This is a genomic window from Chamaesiphon sp. VAR_48_metabat_135_sub, from assembly GCF_031418915.1.
Classification (GTDB): Bacteria; Cyanobacteriota; Cyanobacteriia; order Cyanobacteriales; family Chamaesiphonaceae; genus Chamaesiphon.
In genome coordinates, this window is record NZ_JANOJV010000298.1 from 1 (window position 1) to 17,057 (window position 17,057).

The 17,057-nt window shown below is 44.2% G+C and carries 13 protein-coding genes; 6 read left to right on the plus strand and 7 right to left on the minus strand.

What is annotated here, in order from left to right; all coding sequences use genetic code 11:
• Positions 1 to 151 precede the first annotated feature (151 nt).
• Positions 152 to 700 (plus strand): choice-of-anchor L family PEP-CTERM protein, encoded by a 549-nt coding sequence (locus RMO55_RS20550; protein WP_310429805.1) that lies wholly within the window; start codon positions 152 to 154, stop codon positions 698 to 700.
• Positions 701 to 799: 99 nt separating this feature from the next.
• On the opposite strand, the gene RMO55_RS20555 is transcribed toward RMO55_RS20550, so the two are convergent.
• Positions 800 to 2,425, minus strand: a complete 1,626-nt coding sequence (locus RMO55_RS20555) for a Ppx/GppA phosphatase family protein (RefSeq protein ID WP_310429808.1) — start codon at positions 2,423 to 2,425, stop codon at positions 800 to 802.
• 169 nt (positions 2,426 to 2,594) lie between these two features.
• Entirely contained in the window at positions 2,595 to 3,029 is a 435-nt protein-coding gene (locus RMO55_RS20560; protein ID WP_310429810.1) for a Fur family transcriptional regulator, read from the minus strand.
• A gap of 212 nt (positions 3,030 to 3,241) precedes the next feature.
• Between RMO55_RS20560 and RMO55_RS20565 the strand changes: the two genes are divergently transcribed.
• The 3 genes from RMO55_RS20565 to RMO55_RS20575 all read left to right on the plus strand — a co-directional run bounded on the left by RMO55_RS20565 (position 3,242) and on the right by RMO55_RS20575 (position 6,428).
• Positions 3,242 to 3,769, plus strand: coding sequence for a peroxiredoxin (locus RMO55_RS20565; protein WP_310429812.1), 528 nt, complete (start codon positions 3,242 to 3,244; stop codon positions 3,767 to 3,769).
• 219 nt (positions 3,770 to 3,988) lie between these two features.
• Entirely contained in the window at positions 3,989 to 5,338 is a 1,350-nt protein-coding gene (gene gor, locus RMO55_RS20570; RefSeq protein WP_310429815.1) for a glutathione-disulfide reductase, read from the plus strand.
• A gap of 172 nt (positions 5,339 to 5,510) precedes the next feature.
• Positions 5,511 to 6,428 carry a slipin family protein gene (locus RMO55_RS20575; RefSeq protein ID WP_396134435.1) on the plus strand — a complete coding sequence of 306 codons (918 nt, stop codon included), beginning with the start codon at positions 5,511 to 5,513 and terminating at the stop codon, positions 6,426 to 6,428.
• A 149-nt stretch (positions 6,429 to 6,577) separates the two neighbouring features.
• Here RMO55_RS20575 and topA read toward each other — a convergent pair whose 3' ends face one another.
• The gene (topA, locus tag RMO55_RS20580; RefSeq protein WP_310429819.1) at positions 6,578 to 9,250 is read right to left on the minus strand and encodes a type I DNA topoisomerase; all 2,673 of its coding nucleotides are present in this window, start codon (positions 9,248 to 9,250) and stop codon (positions 6,578 to 6,580) included.
• Between the two features lie 411 nt (positions 9,251 to 9,661).
• A complete protein-coding gene (locus RMO55_RS20585; protein ID WP_310429821.1) occupies positions 9,662 to 10,423 on the minus strand; it encodes a sucrose-phosphate phosphatase in 762 nt (253 codons plus the stop codon).
• 195 nt (positions 10,424 to 10,618) lie between these two features.
• Between RMO55_RS20585 and RMO55_RS20590 the strand changes: the two genes are divergently transcribed.
• Positions 10,619 to 11,185, plus strand: a complete 567-nt coding sequence (locus tag RMO55_RS20590) for a peroxiredoxin (RefSeq protein ID WP_310429823.1) — start codon at positions 10,619 to 10,621, stop codon at positions 11,183 to 11,185.
• Positions 11,186 to 11,242: 57 nt separating this feature from the next.
• Complete coding sequence (locus RMO55_RS20595; RefSeq protein WP_310429825.1) at positions 11,243 to 11,791, plus strand: redoxin domain-containing protein; 549 nt, start codon at positions 11,243 to 11,245, stop codon at positions 11,789 to 11,791.
• 105 nt (positions 11,792 to 11,896) lie between these two features.
• On the opposite strand, the gene RMO55_RS20600 is transcribed toward RMO55_RS20595, so the two are convergent.
• The 3 genes from RMO55_RS20600 to RMO55_RS20610 all read right to left on the minus strand — a co-directional run bounded on the left by RMO55_RS20600 (position 11,897) and on the right by RMO55_RS20610 (position 16,903).
• Positions 11,897 to 14,194, minus strand: a complete 2,298-nt coding sequence (locus RMO55_RS20600) for an AAA family ATPase (RefSeq protein WP_310429826.1) — start codon at positions 14,192 to 14,194, stop codon at positions 11,897 to 11,899.
• Positions 14,195 to 14,491: 297 nt separating this feature from the next.
• Positions 14,492 to 15,886: a UDP-glucose/GDP-mannose dehydrogenase family protein gene (locus RMO55_RS20605; RefSeq protein ID WP_310429828.1), complete on the minus strand. Its 1,395-nt coding sequence runs from the start codon at positions 15,884 to 15,886 to the stop codon at positions 14,492 to 14,494.
• Positions 15,887 to 15,961: 75 nt separating this feature from the next.
• Entirely contained in the window at positions 15,962 to 16,903 is a 942-nt protein-coding gene (locus tag RMO55_RS20610) for an SDR family oxidoreductase (RefSeq protein ID WP_310429830.1), read from the minus strand.
• Positions 16,904 to 17,057 lie beyond the last annotated feature (154 nt).

Below are 17,057 nucleotides of genomic sequence, written 5' to 3' on the forward strand. Positions count from 1 at the left end.
GAAGCTAGGGGATGAACTTAATTGCCAAATAAACAGACAATCTGAGATCGGCGTGTTCAACCTTCGATCGAGAGATTGTGATAGCGATGGTCTAATTTTTGAGATCTGAAGTCTGAATTAGAAATGTCTATTCTTTTGAAAGCAGAATGGTTTGGCCGGAGATGCCGATTTAAGTGCATTAGCGGGAGGGGGTAGCACATTTGATGCAAGTGTATTGACTTTTGATTTTACATCAACCTCATCTGATATATTTTTCAACTTTGTGTTTGCATCTAGTGAGTACCCACAATATGTCGGTACTGGATTCAATGATATATTTGGTTTACTTGTAGACGGTCAAAATATTGCTTTAATTCCTGGAACGACTACCGCAGTCACAATTAACAACGTCAATGCTGGGGCGAATGCTGGATTCTTTAATGATAATTCTGCTGGCAGCTTTGGTAATATTCCATATGGTGGTTTTACGACAGTTTTTACAGCTAGTCTTTTAGGACTTACCCCTGGAACACACACCATGAAAATAGCGATTGCAGATATAGCCGACTCTTCTTTGGATTCTGCTGTTTTTATTGAGGCTGGTACCTTCTCTAGTACCGATCCTACTGCTGTCCCCGAACCATTTACGGTGATTGGTACATTAGTCGGTGGTACAGCAGCCTTCCGCATGAAAAAGAAGATCGCAGATTCCTCGAAATAAAATAACCATTAACACACGTCTTTGATTTCTATTGTTGTGAAAGGAGGGGTGATATAGTATCAAGGCTAAAAACCATGACTAGATCACCCCTGTTTTTAACTACCCTCTCGTAGTTGATAATTTCAGATTGAACTCAGCTTCAAAAATGGGCTTTTTATAATCCAAGCTCCAACATTCGAGTACACACTCATCATATGGATCTGTGGGGACAAATGTGAGATGACACTCCCTAGTAGTCAGATTGCAATTAAGACTGACATCTTTAATCGCGCCAATTCTGCGCCGATCGAGTGCCACGGCTACCCGTAAAATAGCACTAAGTTGAGAGACGATCGATCTTTGTTCTTTGGAGAGATTTTGGAGATTTTGATGTTTCTTTTTGGGTGGACTTTTACGATGGTAGCGGGCGATATTGGCGATGAGATCGATTTCGGATTCAGTATAACCCAACAGCTCTCCATACCGAATCAGATAATAAGAATGCTTGTGATGGGAATCGTGACTGACAAAGTGACCGCTATTGTGTAAGATGGCAGCACTCCAAAGTAATTGTCGAATCGGTTTATCCCAAGTATGAATCTGTCCGTAGGTTTGATCGAATAGGCTCAATGCAAGTTCGGCGACTCGTTGACTGTGGGGCAGATCTACGCCGTATTTACCAGCTATTTTAAGCGTACTGCGTTCGCGAATCGAACCTTGATACTTGAGACGATCTTCAATCAATCCCTGCGTCAGCATCCAGTCTACAATTACGCCCTCGCGGAGGCTGCGTTCGCACACACAGAGCGATTGCATTCCCAACATTGTCATTGCTTCTTGGAGAATTACGGCACCTGCGACAATTATTTCCGATCGACGATCGGACATACCTTCAATTGTCGTGCGTTCGGCGACGGTCATCCGCCGCAGGCGATTAATGAGATTACGTAATTCGCTCAGATGGACCTGAAAGCCATGAATGCGCGTCGGGACATTACCATTTTTGTCCAAATTGAGGATTGCGGCAAGGGTTTCGATCGTCCCTGAAGTTCCCACCATTTTGGGCGTTTCCCCTGGCTGGAGATTGGCTTTGATTTCATCGATTGCCCGTTCCAATTGCCCGCGTACAAAGGCTTGAAGATAAATTAAGGCTCGATCGCTGACGGGATTATTGGGGATAAACTCAGATGTCAGCCTTACCGCGCCAATTTTGGTACTGCCGAGGGTGCGAGGTTCGTGGCTGTCGCCCAAGATTAATTCCGTCGAACCGCCACCGATATCGATGATTAGATGGGGTGTATTGTTAAACTCGACTCCTGATAATACTCCTAGATAAATCCGCCGTGCTTCCTCTTGTCCCGAAATTAGATTAACAGCTAAACCTAATTCTGTCGCGATCGATCTGATAAATTCATGCCCATTCGGAGCTTCCCGTACCGCACTGGTAGCCACCGCTAATATCTGTTGGGCATTCAAGCTTTTTGCCACCTCCTGACATCGTTTGAGGGCACCAAAGGCACGCTCGATCGCCTCTGGGGTAAGATTACCCGTCTGGGGGTCTCGATCGCCCAACCGCACTGTTTCCTTCTCACGGGCGATAATACTAAAGGCTGGTAAGTCGGCAATAATTCGCACTACGACCATATGCACCGAGTTGGTACCGATATCGATCGCGGCAATAATTGGATCTGCAGATGTTCGATTATCGATCGCGATCGGAGATTCTAAGACTACCGCATTTACCATAGTGATTTACAGCCAGATGAGAGGAGTCCTGCCATTCCAGACAGGCAAGTCAATATTGCGATGCTTCAAGAGAGAGGCTACGTCAACGATAAAACAGTACCAATTAGCTCTAATTTACCTTGATGCTGCGTCCCGATACAAGCTTTCGCAACCTCTATTTTCAGTGTTATCACATTAGTTTTTGGTCGGAACAGCGATCGCAACAGCCGCGTACTGTGATTTCATAGGTATGTGCTTGTAGACCGACTCGCAATCGATCGAATTCGACGACTGGCAATGCTTCCCAGCTAATATCCTCGATCGAGCCACACTCCTGACAGTGGAAATGATGGTGCGGTTCAACTTTGGCATCATATCGTGATACTCCCGCTTCTAATAGCACCTCGCGGATTAACCCAGCCACGCGCAGAGCTTGCAAGGAGCTATAAATCGTCGCTTGCGAAGAGACAGGGCAATACTGATTCAAATCCACCAGCAGTTGCTCGACCGTGGGATGATCGGTACGCGAGAGTAGATTAGCATACACGGCGAATCTTTGCGGTGTCACCCGCAAGCCTTTGGCTTTGAGCGTTTTGACGATCGCGTCTGTTGATGGCTGGAGCATTGCGACAAAACTAGGGACTAGAAACTAGTGGCTAGTATAAAGAGAGACTGACTGTGAATTCCAATTATAATGCCGAAATTCCTGGAACGACAACTTAATTTTAAATATTCTTAATTAAAAATACTTATCACTCTTGACTTCTTCCTAAATTAGAATTATTCTGAGATATATAAGTTTAATCGCTGAAAATAATAACTTACTAGGAGTAAATCATGGCTGCAATCGATCAAGTGCCCGATGTTGTGTTTAAGACTCGCGTTCGCGATGAATCCATTGGTGGTGAAAATCCTTTCAAATGGCAAGATGTCACGACGAAAGATGTCTTTGCTGGTAAAAGAGTAATTATCTTCTCGCTGCCAGGTGCCTTCACACCTACTTGCTCTTCTACTCACCTCCCTGGTTATGAAGCAGCATATGCGGAAATGAAAGGATTGGGCATCGACGAAATCTATTGTATGTCCGTCAATGATGCTTTCGTCATGTACCAATGGGGTCTCAAGCTCGGTGCGAAAAATGTCAAGCTCCTGCCCGATGGTAACGGAGAATTCAGCCGCAAAATGGGGATGTTAGTCGAGAAGTCCAACTTAGGTTTTGGGATGCGTTCTTGGCGATATTCGATGGTCGTCAACGACGGTAAAGTCGAGAAAGTTTTTGCTGAAGCTGGCTACAGCGACAACTGTGAAACCGATCCGTTTGAAGTTTCTGACGCTGGCACAATGTTGGCTTATTTGAAAGGTTAGATTAATTGGTTGCGGAGATCTTTACCCCACCCCAGCCCTCCCCTTATAAAGGGGAGGGGGCAAGAAAAGCAGGGCTTTTCCGAGAGAGTTCGCAGAAAATCCCCTCCTGTCTTGTCCCCTCCCCTTTATAAGGGGAGGGTTAGGGTGGGGTAAGATCTCTGCAACCTATCAACACCTCATAATTTTGGGTAAATATTGACAGCCAAAGGAAGGAAGAATATGAGCTATGATTTTGACCTATTCGTAATTGGTGCAGGTTCGGGAGGGATTGCCACAGCAAGACGCGCCGCCGAATATGGTGCTAAAGTTGGTGTTGCTGAATACGATCGACTCGGCGGTACTTGCGTCAATCGTGGCTGTATTCCCAAGAAACTGATGGTGTATGCGTCCCACTTTCCCGAACTGTTTACCGATGCGGAGGGTTATGGTTGGAGTGCGGTCGAGAGTCAGTTAGACTGGCACAAGATGATAACTGATGTAAATAATGAGACGATCCGGCTGAACGGAATTTATCAGCGGATGCTGGATAACTCCAAGGTAGAACTTTTAGAAGGTCGTGGTAAATTTATCGACCATCATACAATTCAGGTGGGCGAACGAACCGTCACTGCGGATAAAATTTTGATTGCGGTGGGTGGTATACCCGTGCGTCCAGATATTCCAGGCATCGAACACGCGATTGTTTCGGATGGTATTTTTGAGTTAGCTACCCAGCCCAAGAAGATGGTGATTCTAGGTGGTGGTTATATCGGTTCGGAATTTGCGTGTATTCTGAATGGATTGGGGACAGAAGTTACCCAGATTATTCGCCCAGAGACGATCTTACGCGGTTTTGATAACGACTTGAGATCGGCAGTCCAAGAAGGGATGATTCATCATGGCGTAAAGATTATCAACAATGCTTGCGACATCTCGATCGCCAAAACTGATAATGGTGTTAGTGTCACTGTGACGACCAAAGATGGACAATCGACAATCCTCGCCGATGCCGTAAGTTTAGCAGCACTCGGACGTAAACCCAATACAGCCAATTTGGGACTGGAAAATGTCGATGTCAAAACTCATCACGGCGCAATCTTAGTCGATGCTCACAGTCGGACAAATGTGGAAAATATCTACTCCGTCGGCGACTGTACCGATAATATCCAACTTACGCCAGTCGCGATTAATGAAGGTCGTGCTCTTGCCGATACGATATTTGGGAATAAACCTCGCACGATGAACTATGCGGATATTCCCACAGCAATCTTTACGACACCCGAAGCCGCAACTGTCGGTTTAACCGAAGAAGAAGCGCGAGAATTGCACGGCGATGCGATTAAAATCTATCGCAGCAGCTTCCGATCGATGTACTATGTACTGCCAGGTAAACAGGAAAAAACCCTGATGAAACTAGTTGTAAATACTACTACCGATCGAGTTCTCGGTGCGCATATGGTCGGAAATTATGCAGCGGAAATTATTCAAGGTGTGGCAATTGCAGTAAAAATGGGTGCCACTAAAGCAGATTTTGATGCGACTGTCGGGATTCATCCTAGTTCGGCTGAAGAATTTGTGACAATGCGGTAGCAAGTTGAAAGTTTACCCTGCTTGTGTCGTTAGCGTATCCTTTCCTGATTTTGGCGATCGATCCTCAAAGTAAACACAGCGGAAGGGTTGAAAGTTATGTATGATGGGAGTAGGAGTAGTTCATGAATTACTCCTACTCCCATCATACTTTCACCATTTACCCTTTAAAATTATGGATGGATTTGGATTAGGGATTGCAGCAATAATTGCTGGGGCGATTATTAAGTCGGGAATTAGAGTCGATCGAGAGTACGAAAGAGGCGTAATGTTTCGATTGGGACGCTTCCAAAAGATTCAAGGTCCAGGACTATATTTCACAGTACCAATTATCGACCAAAAAGTTCAAGTAGATATTCGGACAAAAACTGTCGATATCGCTCCCCAAGAAGCAGTTACCGCAGATAGTGTGACGATTAAAATTAATGCCGTACTCTACTATCGAATTATCGATCCGATGAAGGCAATCAGTCGGGTTGAAAACTACCAAGTGGCAGTGTATCAAGCTTCGATGACAACATTGCGAAATATCGTCGGACAACACACTCTCGATGAGATGCTCCAAGGTCGCGATAAAATTAATGCTAAAGTCCAAGAAATAGTCGATGAAATTACCGAACCGTGGGGCGTAGAAATCGAACGAGTAGAACTTAAGGATGTAGAAATTCCGCTTTCCATGCAACGAGCGATGGCAAAAGAAGCCGAAGCTGCAAGGGAAAAACGCGCCCGATTAATCAAAGCTGAAGCCGAACAAGAAGCCTCGAAGCTCCTCTCGGAAGCTGCCCAAAAAATGATGGAAAATCCCGCCGCATTGGAATTGCGACGATTGCAAATGTTGACTGAAGTCGGTGCAGAAAATAATACCACTACTATTGTGATGATTCCTTCTGACATCATGTCCTTAACTAAGGAATGGTCTACAGCCGCTCAAAACAGTAATATAGCCGCCCTAGCTAATAAAATCATTTCAACTCCTCAAACTGTTACTGGAGAATCTACTCAAGAGCATCAACTAAATCCAGATCGTTCAACCGATCGACTAAATTTACCAGCATCAGTCACAACACCACAACTACCGATCTCTGAATCCTAATTACATCAAAAAGCTCCAAGTTAAGACTCGGAGCTTTTTGGTTGGTTTTTAAAAATGGATCGACCTCAAACCCTAGCTATTCCGTCCCAGGTGACAGATATAGTCTCTACTTTATCGATTCTCCTCACAGAGAGGCTACGCCAACGAGATTAACTAGTTTTCGATTTGGTAGTAGTTTTTTTGGCTGTAGTAGTTTTCTTTGCTGCGGCGGTTTTTGCTTTAGTTGTGGTAGTTTTTGCTTTAGTCGTGGTGGTTTTCTTGGTAGTTGTGGTCTTTTTAGTGGTTTTTTTCGCTGCTCCACCTTTGGCGACTAGAAGGCTAATTGCAGTTTCTAAGGTAATCTCTTCAACTGTCTCGCCTTCGGGGATACCAGCGTTGATTTTGCCATGTTTGATATATTTACCGTAAGGGCCAGCATAAATCGCTACAGGCTCATTATCGTCGGGATGATTGCCGATCGTGCGGAGTGGTTCTTTTTTGCCGCCACGGGTAGCTTTGGGTTCGGCGAGGATGGCTACAGCCCGCTCTAATGTGACAGTGAGGACATCATCGGGGGCTTTGAGCGATCGATATTCTTTGCCTTCTTTACCGCGATCATAGAGGATATATGGGCCGAATCTGCCTAAATTAGTTTGGAGTTTGCCGCCTGTTTCGGGATGAACGCCTAAGCTACGGGGGAGTTTGAGCAGTTCTACGGCGATTTCGAGGGTGACATCTTCAAGTTTCATTCCTTTGGGTAAGGATGATTGTTTTGGCTTTTTCTTACTATCTTCTACTTTATCGCCGAGTTGGACGTATGGGCCGAAGGGGCCGAGTTTGGGATAGATTGGGTCGCCTGTTTCGGGGTGATTGCCGAGGGTATCGGGGGTGCTGCTCTTTTGTTTGAGCAACATCTCGATCGTTTCTGGAGCTAAATCGGCGGGGGTAAGATCTTTGGGGATGGAGGCGTTACCAGATTCGGTTTCGATAAATGCGCCGAATTTACCGATCCGGACTTTTACGTCTAAATCGCCGAGATCGATCGTGCGTGCTAATGTGGCATCGATATCTTTAAAGCCGAGTTGCACTTGGTTTTCTAAACCTTTGTCGCCTAAGTAGAATGTTTCTAAATAGGGTAGCCATTGAGTCGTACCAGTGGAGATATCATCGAGGGTTTGTTCCATTCTGGCGGTGAAACTGGGATCGACGAGATCCTGGAAGTGTTTCTCTAGGAGGGCTGTAACAGCAAATGCGGTAAAACTAGGCACCAGGGCGTTGCTTTGGATTTGGGCATAGTTGCGATCGATAATCGTCCCAATAATACTCGCATAGGTACTCGGACGACCGATCCCTTCACTTTCGAGCATCTTCACCAGGGATGCTTCAGTATAACGGGCGGGCGGCTGGGTTTCGTGGTCGATCGCGTTGAGTTTTTTGCAATTGGGTGTGTCGCCCTTGACTAATGCGGGGAGAATGATTTCTTGGTCTTCGATCGCCGCATTAGGATCGTCTGAGCCTTCGACATATGCCCTCAGGTAGCCTGGAAAATCGATCCGCTTACCAGAAGACCTAAAGCCAGCGTTCTCGACCTTTAAATCGACGCTGAGTTGGGTTTGTCGAGCGTCCGCCATTTGACTGGCGACTGTCCGTTTCCATACTAAATCGTAGAGTTGTAATTTTTTATCGTCTAATCCGGTTTCTCTGGGCGTGCGGAAGCTACTCCCAGCGGGACGAATTGCTTCGTGGGCTTCTTGGGCACCTTTAGCTTTGGTAGTATATTGACGGGGTTTGGGGCTGAGATATTCTTGTCCGTATTTTTCTAGTACGCACGATCGAGCCGCTTCGATCGCTTGTTCGGATAGATGGACGGAATCTGTCCGCATGTAAGTGATATACCCTTCCTCATATAAGCTTTGCGCAATCCGCATGGTTTCCTTAGCGGAGAGGCGCAGTTTACGGTTGGCTTCCTGTTGGAGGGTGGAGGTGGTAAATGGCGGCGAGGGTTTACGGGTGACGGGTTTTTCTTCTAAGCCTGTCACTGTCCAGATTTTACCCTGGAGATTCTCGACTAAAGCTTTGGCTGCTACTCCATCGAGAATTTTAACTTTTTTACCTGCTAACAGATTTCCGGTATTCGGATCGAAATCTGCACCTGTAGCAACTTTCGCCCCATCGACTGTCACCAGTCTAGAGTCAAATTCCGCCTTGTTATGCGCCAATACTGCTTTCAAATCCCAATACTGCGCCGACTTAAACGCCCGTCTTTGACGTTCCCTAATTACCAGTAGTCTCACCGCCACTGATTGAACCCGCCCCGCCGATAAGCCTCCAGCAATTTTACGCCATAATAACGGCGAAAGCGTGTATCCTACCAATCGATCGAGAATTCGTCGTGTTTCTTGAGCGTGAACAATTTGCTCGTCGATCTCACGGCAATTTTTCAAAGCCTTCTGAATTGCTTCCTTAGTAATCTCGTGGAATACCATCCGTTTCGTCGGTACCTTGGGATTGAGCAATTGCAATAAATGCCAACTAATACTTTCCCCCTCACGATCTTCGTCCGTCGCCAGAATCAGCTCACTGCAACCTTTAAGCGCGGTTTTCAATTCCTGAACGATTTTTTTCTTATCCTTAGGAATAATATACAGCGGCGCAAACCCAGCTTCGACATTGATTCCCAAATTTGCCCACTTTTCTCCCTTGTATTCGGCGGGGATTTCTTCTGCTGAGGGTGGCAAATCGCGAACGTGTCCCATTGAAGCTTTTACCACATAACTAGATGGCAAAAACTTACTGATGGTGCGGGCTTTAGTGGGAGATTCGACGATGACGAGAGTTGACATAAGGGCGTTTTGAGTTCGTCAGGAATTAGTAAAAAAAATCGGGGTGGGATCGGTTCGATGCGATCGTTGCTACTAATGAGCCAACTTCAGGTATATTTGTTATTTTGTCAAGGGGGGTTGATTTCAAGCTTTCATCTATTTAGAGATCAGTTACATAGCTCGATCGATTACACTGCATCTATTTCCGCTGATTATGTTTGGATTCGATCGCTCGATCGTCTTGATAAAACGCTACATCCTGGGCAGTGACTACTTACCCTCTCTATGTATATTATTTCTGCCATAATTCTAGGGTACCCATAAAAAGCACCCTGAGACAATAGCAATTCTAAATGATAAGCTAGCCTATCTTTTTCCTGCTCTACACTATCTGTAATTCAGCAACGCCCAATTGCACTATTAACTCTCCATCTATTCGACAAACCGAAAATATTTGAGTCCTTCCAAAATACCTGCGGCGTAATTTGCAACCGCCAGATAGTGATAATTCACCGGATGCAGCTCATGCCATAACCGTAACTCAGATTGAGCATTCCCAACCACGATACCGCGCTCGGTGCCATATTTAAACAGAGAAATATCATTACCCGAATCCCCACACACCACCGTTTCAATCGGATCGATCTGCCACCTGTCGCGTAAAAATTGCACCGCTGTACCTTTATCCCCTCCGCGTGGGAGAATGTCTAAATCTTTACTCCCACTATAAATAATTTCGACATCCAGTCCTTGCTGGAATAACAATTCCTGTAATTGTGGCACAACCGCTGCAACAACACTAGGTGAAAGAAAATAGCTAACCTTAAAAGGACGTTGCTCAGAGTGAGGCTGAGATTCTAAATCGGCAAATCGGCTAGCAATGGCGACAATTTCTTCACGGTGCCAATTTATGCCCAGTTTGCTTACCCACTCTGGATCTGGAGTCTCAGATGCATCTAGATAAATTTCCGTACCCACCGCCGCAATCAATGCGTCAGGAGCGAGTAGTCTTTGACTTGTAACTAAATCTTGATAAGACTCTCTCGATCGACCTGTCGCGTAAACTATTTTAGTGCCCAATGTCTGACGAGATCTGTCGAGCACCCGATTTAGTCGATCGAGTGATTCATCATTGCCAACTAGTGTATGGTCGAGATCTGTAATTAATAATGATAGCTGCGTTAAAAGACCCATGCTAACTGACAATTTTGGATGAGATCGTGTGCCTATAGCAATTGAGCACTGGCACTATTTCCTAGGCTAACATTTTTAGAATGGGGTCAACTCACAACTCTAGATAACTTAGCAAAGCCTACCGCTATTTATTTCTAATTGTAAATAATTTTCAACTTTTATTTTTAATACCTAAAACACATCAAGATTAACTGTATGAATAACCAGTATCAATCCTCGATCAGAGTCGGTCAAATTGCCCCAGACTTTACAGCAACTGGAGTTGTCGATCGACAGTTTCAAAAAATTCAATTATCTAGATGCCGCAAATATGTGGTGTTACTTTTCTATCCCCTAGATTTTACCTTTGTTTGCCCGACTGAAATTATTGCTTTTAGCGATCGATATGCCGAATTTGCAGCTCTCAATACTGAGATTTTCGGTATATCCGTCGATAGTGAGTTCGCCCATTTAGCTTGGATTGAAACCGAACGCAAAATGGGCGGTATCGGTGATATTAACTATCCCCTAATCTCCGACCTCAAAAAAGAGATTAGCATGGCTTATAACGTATTGGATACAGAGCTAGGTGCAGCACTGCGCGGTTTATTTATTATCGACCGATCGGGCATCATCCAATACGCTACCATTAATAATCTTTCCTTCGGTCGCAGTGTCGATGAAACCCTGCGAGTGCTTCAAGCAATTCAACACGTTCAAGCTCATCCTAACGAAGTTTGCCCCGTAGATTGGCAACCAGGGGGGAAAACAATTAATAATTGACACTTAGGCTAACGCTCATTGCGAGTAATCGATCATCGATAATTACAGAAGATAATTATGGCTTACCCTAACACGAACAAATTTAAAGGATTAATCAATCGAAGATTCTTTCAGAACTTGTTGCCGATTCCGGCAGAGAATGAATTAGAATTAGGATCGATTGCGCCAGAGATTCAGATTTACGATATCCGTAACGATAAACAGGTAAAATTATCTGACTATCGCGGTGTTAAACCAGTAATATTAGATTTTACCCGCATTTTTACCGAACAACAATATTGCCCATTCTGCTATCCCCATATTAAACAAATAAACGAACGCTACGATGAATTTGTCGATCGAGGGATAGAGCTACTAATGATTAGCAGCACCGACGCACAACAGAGTAAAACTGTCGTGCGAGATTTAGGCTTAAAGATGCCATTCTTGAGCGATCCTAGTTGTGCTAGATTTCGACGATATCATGTCGGACAAGCTCTTGGCGCACCACTCCCTGCTCAGTTTGCGATCGATATAGATGGAAGAATTATTTTCAAACATCTATTTTCCTTCCTCCATCACAACGCCGAAATTGATAAATTATTAGCATCAACTAACAAAATCTGAGATTGAAAATCAGCTAGATCGAGAACTAAAGGATAAAAGTATCGAACTAGAGTATGTGTAAATCTCTATTCACTATTCACTTTCAACTTTCAACTTTCCACTAACTTACACTTCAACTCCCTGCTTTTCAGGATTCAGAACCTTAGAAGCGTTAGTTTTTTCGTGAAGCTCGTGGGATGCATGATAGTATTGATAGTACTTATTATACCCAGAATGATGATTTTCTACTCTGTTAATTGCCAACCCTAATACTGGGGTTTTTAGCGAAGAAATAATCTCGATGCCTCGATCGATAATCTGCTTCTGCGCGACACTTAGACTAACGATATATACTAATCCATCAACCATACTCGATAGCAAGCGAGTATCGCTGACTCCGACGATTGGTGGCGTATCAAACAGCACGTAATCGTATTCTTTCCGCCATTCATCCATTAGTCGTCGTAAGCGAGGGGAATTAAATAAAACGATCGAGCTGACTGTTTGTTTGCCAGAAAACATTACATTTAAGTTGGATTCTGGGCTAATTTTGAGTAAATCTCTCCAGTCGCGACTGCCAACAATGGCATCGCTCAATCCATCCGCATCATCGCAATCTTCTCGTTTAAATAGTGGCGAATTAGCACACAACTGCGCAATGCTAGATTTGTGCATATCAGCATCAATCAACAAGACTCGATAGCCTAATTCTGCCAGTGTATTACTCGTATGAAAAGCGATCGTCGATTTCCCTTCTTTAGGCAAGGATGAGGTCATCGCAATAATCTTCCCAGATTGCTTATCCTCACGATCGGATGTTAGCCCAATTCCCAAGGCAAGAGTCCGAATTGACTCGATGAAACTCCAATAAGAATAATCTTTATTCTTACCTTTAGCCGTTTGGAGAAATGTACCACCACGCATCGATGAAGACTGATCCAAATCTGATACTGTCGGAATTAGCGACAGTACGGGCATTCCTGTCATAGCTTTAACACTATCTGGATTGTCAACTCGATCGTCGAGTTTATTCAGGCCAACTGATACTAATATACCAGCCAACAAGCTACCAATCGCGCCCATTCCCAATTGACGAGGGACATCAGGCGACACGGGAAGGCGAGGAAATTCTGGCGGATCTAATAATCGCCAAGGTACTACCTGTTCCGCATTGACAATTTTCAACTCTTGAACTTTTTGTAAGAATGCTGTCAACTCTTGAGACGCAATTTGATATTCCCGCTGCATCTCGGTATATTGCTTTTGGAGTCCGGGTAATTGGGCAATTTGAGTTTGGACTTGCTGATATACCGCCTCCAAGCTTTGAGACTGAGCTGTTTGGGCAACTAAACTAGTTTCCAATTCGGCTTGTCTATTAGCTAGGTTTTGAGCCAAGTTGTTGCCAAAGTTAGCAATCCCGCCTTGGGTTAATTCTTGGTCTGCTACCTGTCGTTTGAGGACTTGTTGTGCTCTTTCTCTCAGCAGCACCAGTACACCGTCACGCTTTTCTTTGAGACCGACGATCAAAGGATTTTCGGGACTAAACCGGACACTTTCCTGATTGTATTTTAATTCAAGCTCTTTAAGTTGGGTAAATAATGTTTGGTACCCAGCATCTTGAGTTAACATCGTGGTGCTCAAGTTACCACTAGATGTCAAACCAACAGAGGCAAGTTGTTTCTTTAATTCAGCATACTGCTGTTGGGTCTGGTAATAAGTAGAGCGCGCTTCATTAATTTTGGCAACAATGCCTTGACGATAACCATCTAATGCACTGGCAGTTGTAGATGGATCTTCAAATCGATATTTAATCCGAAATTTCTCGATCTGTGCTGCTGAAGCTTCTAGCCGCTTGCGCGAATCTGGTAATTGGGACTCAATAAATTGAATGGAATTATTGGTGCGGGCTTTCTTGGTCTCAATACTATAATCAATATAAACTTTACTCAAGGCATTGAGTACAGCGACAATTTCGTTAGCCGAAAGAGCGGTATAGCTAACAGTTAAGACGTTACTCTCAGGCTTCGATTGAATCGACAAACCCCCCAAGACTTGAGCGACTGATGGACGTAATTTGGGGTCGGGAATCAGCGTAACTGCTTTCTCGATCAAACTTTTACTTCTTAGTGATTGAGTGATCGTCTCCAATGCAATCGCTCGATCTTCGGATTGCCCACCATTTTGGTCGCCACCAGCGAATTTTTCGGCAAAACTGGAACTACTCTTTAAATCGATCGCAATTTGAACGGCCGATCTATAGATGCGGATCTGCTTCCAGGTTGTATAACCTACTACCCCCATGATCAGCGCAGTCGTGAAGACAGAAGCATACCAGTACTTGCGTAAACCGCTCAGGATCGTACCTAAACCAATCCCTTCCTCTTGCCGTGGCTCTGCGGAGAAGCCACTCGGGCGAGTTTTCACTGACTCTGGGGACTGCGCGATTAGCCTAGGATTAGTAAACTCAGGAAAGCTCTCTTTCATGTTGGAAGACTATGGGTAGATAATAGGTGGGCAACGAACCGCCAAATGGCTGAAGCAATGCGGATCGAATGGTCGTAAGATGTAAAAGGTGTAAAAATTGACTAAATTTAGAATCTATCAGTCAAAATATTCGTTAATTAATAAATTAAACAGACTGGTATATAGTTATAGTTCCCTAAAATGCAGTTAAAATACCCGGTATATTAATGATTTGCATACCGGGCGATTTTTGGCAGATCAACAGCCAATGCCAATGTGTTGAAAGCCAGCTTCGGTTAACTGTGTGGGTGATAGGAAATTTCGACAATCAATCATTAGTGGAGAACGCATCAGTTTAGCTAATTGATGATAATCTATCTGTTGAAACTCCAACCATTCTGTCATGAGCACGATAGCGTCACTGTCTGTTGCTAATAGTTCTGGACTATCAACCAAATTAACATTAGCTAAATATGGGTGTGTTGATGCTGATTTGGGCGAGACAATTGGGTCGTATGCCTTAACCTTTGCGCCAAGCTCGATCAGTATTTGTATTATATCAAGTGCTGGTGCATCTCGCAAATCATCAGTATCAGGCTTGAAGGTTAAGCCAAATAGACCGATAGTTTTACCTTTAAGAATTTTTAGAGAATTTTGCAGCTTTTGGATCACGAGTACTCGTTGCTGTTGATTGACGCTCACAGTTGCCTTGAGGAGTTGCGCATCATAGCCATAATCCGCTCCGGTATGGATCAGCGCGGCTAAATCCTTGGGAAAACAAGATCCGCCCCAACCAATACCAGCATTCAAAAACTTATTGCCAATCCGCGAGTCTAATCCAATCCCCTTCGCTACTTGGGTGACATCCGCACCAACCCGTTCACAAATATTAGCAATCTCATTAATAAAACTAATTTTGGTGGCGAGGAAAGCATTCGCAGCATACTTAATCATCTCTGCCGAACCCAAGTCGGTGGTTAACACGGCGACAGGTGACTGCGCCTGAGCTTCACTGTGTTGGCGATCGATAATTGGTGCATATAACTTTAGCATCAGATCGATCGCCTGTTGACTATTGCTGCCCAACACAATCCGATCGGGATTGAGGGTATCAAATATTGCCGAACCTTCACGTAAAAATTCTGGGTTGCTAACTACATCAAACTGGGGCGCGAGACGACTAGCGGCGGGTTTGTCTCCAGCTCCAACTAGACTAGGTTGTTTATTTTGTTCGGCTACACCGTCTAGTACCAGCATTTTCACCCAATCGCCCGAACCGATCGGCACGGTAGACTTATTGACGATTACTTTATAGTCACCATTGAGATGTTGTCCGATGCCGCGAGCGACAGCTTCGACATATTGAGTATCGCTAGAACCATTAGGTAATGGTGGCGTACCTACCGCAATAAACAAAATCTCCCCATGCTTGACTCCTGCTGCTAAGTCGGTGCTGAACTGCAATCGGCCGCTAGACATAGCCGCTTTCATGATTTCTGACAATCCTGGTTCATAGATGGGTGAATGTCCAGATTTCATCAGCTCGACTTTAGCAGGATTATTATCTATACAAATCACATCATGGCCGATATGTGCCAGACAAGCTCCTGTTACCAATCCTACGTAACCAGTACCAATGGTGCAAACACGCATGTTGAATATACCTCCAATTTTTCTATTTTGACTTAGTAAACACGTAAATTAGATCGGGCATTAGGAAAAACTAATTTAGCAGCCTTTTTCGACGATTAATCGCTGTTTGAATTCAGCAATTGTTTCTGTTAATCCTGCTTCCAAAGCAATAGTTGGCTGCCAATTTAGCCAATTTGTTGCTTTGGTAATATCTGGTTTCCGCTGCTTGGGATCGTCTTGAGGTAGGGGTTTAAAGCTAATTTCTTGGCCGGGATTGATGCGATCTCGAATTTTCTCGGCAAGTTGGAGAATGGTATATTCTTCAGGATTACCAATATTGATCGGCCCAGTTTTGTCGCCGTTCATCAATTTTATCAAGCCATCGACGAGATCGGTTACATAACAAAAACTGCGAGTCTGGCTACCGTCTCCATAGACAGTCAAGGGATTTCCTTTTAAAGATTGGGCGATAAAATTACTGACTACCCGACCATCATTTTCTAACATACGCGGCCCGTAAGTATTGAAAATCCTCGCGATGCGGATTTCGACATTATGTTCGCGATGATAATCAAAACTTAGAGTTTCGGCGATGCGTTTTCCTTCGTCATAGCAAGATCTGATCCCGATCGTATTAACATTACCATGATATTCTTCTGGTTGCGGATGCACGTCAGGATCGCCGTAAACTTCAGAAGTTGAAGCTAGCAAAAATCTTGCTTTAACCCTTTTTGCCAATCCGAGCATATTAGCTGTACCCAAAAAACTCACTTTAGTGGTTTTAATTGGATTATATTGATAGTGAACTGGCGACGCAGGACAGGCTAAATGATAGATTTGATCTACTTCTAGCCGAATTGGTTCGGTAATATCATGGCGAATCAATTCAAAATTCGGACGATCGAACCATTTGCTGATATTACGTTTAGTGCCAGTGTAAAAATTATCTAAGCAAATGACTTCATGCTGCTCTTGCATCAATCGATCGAGCAGATGAGAACCAATAAATCCGGCACCACCTGTAACTAGAATTCGCATAATTTAAAATATTGAAAATTAACTTGGTTTAAGAGCTTTATGGTAGTGTCTTCAGTATTATTCCCTAAGATCGCTAGATCGGCAACAACGATCTTAAATTTTTAGCTATTTTTATCCTGATTGTCTGCTCCTGTTGACTGGCAAGGATACGAGG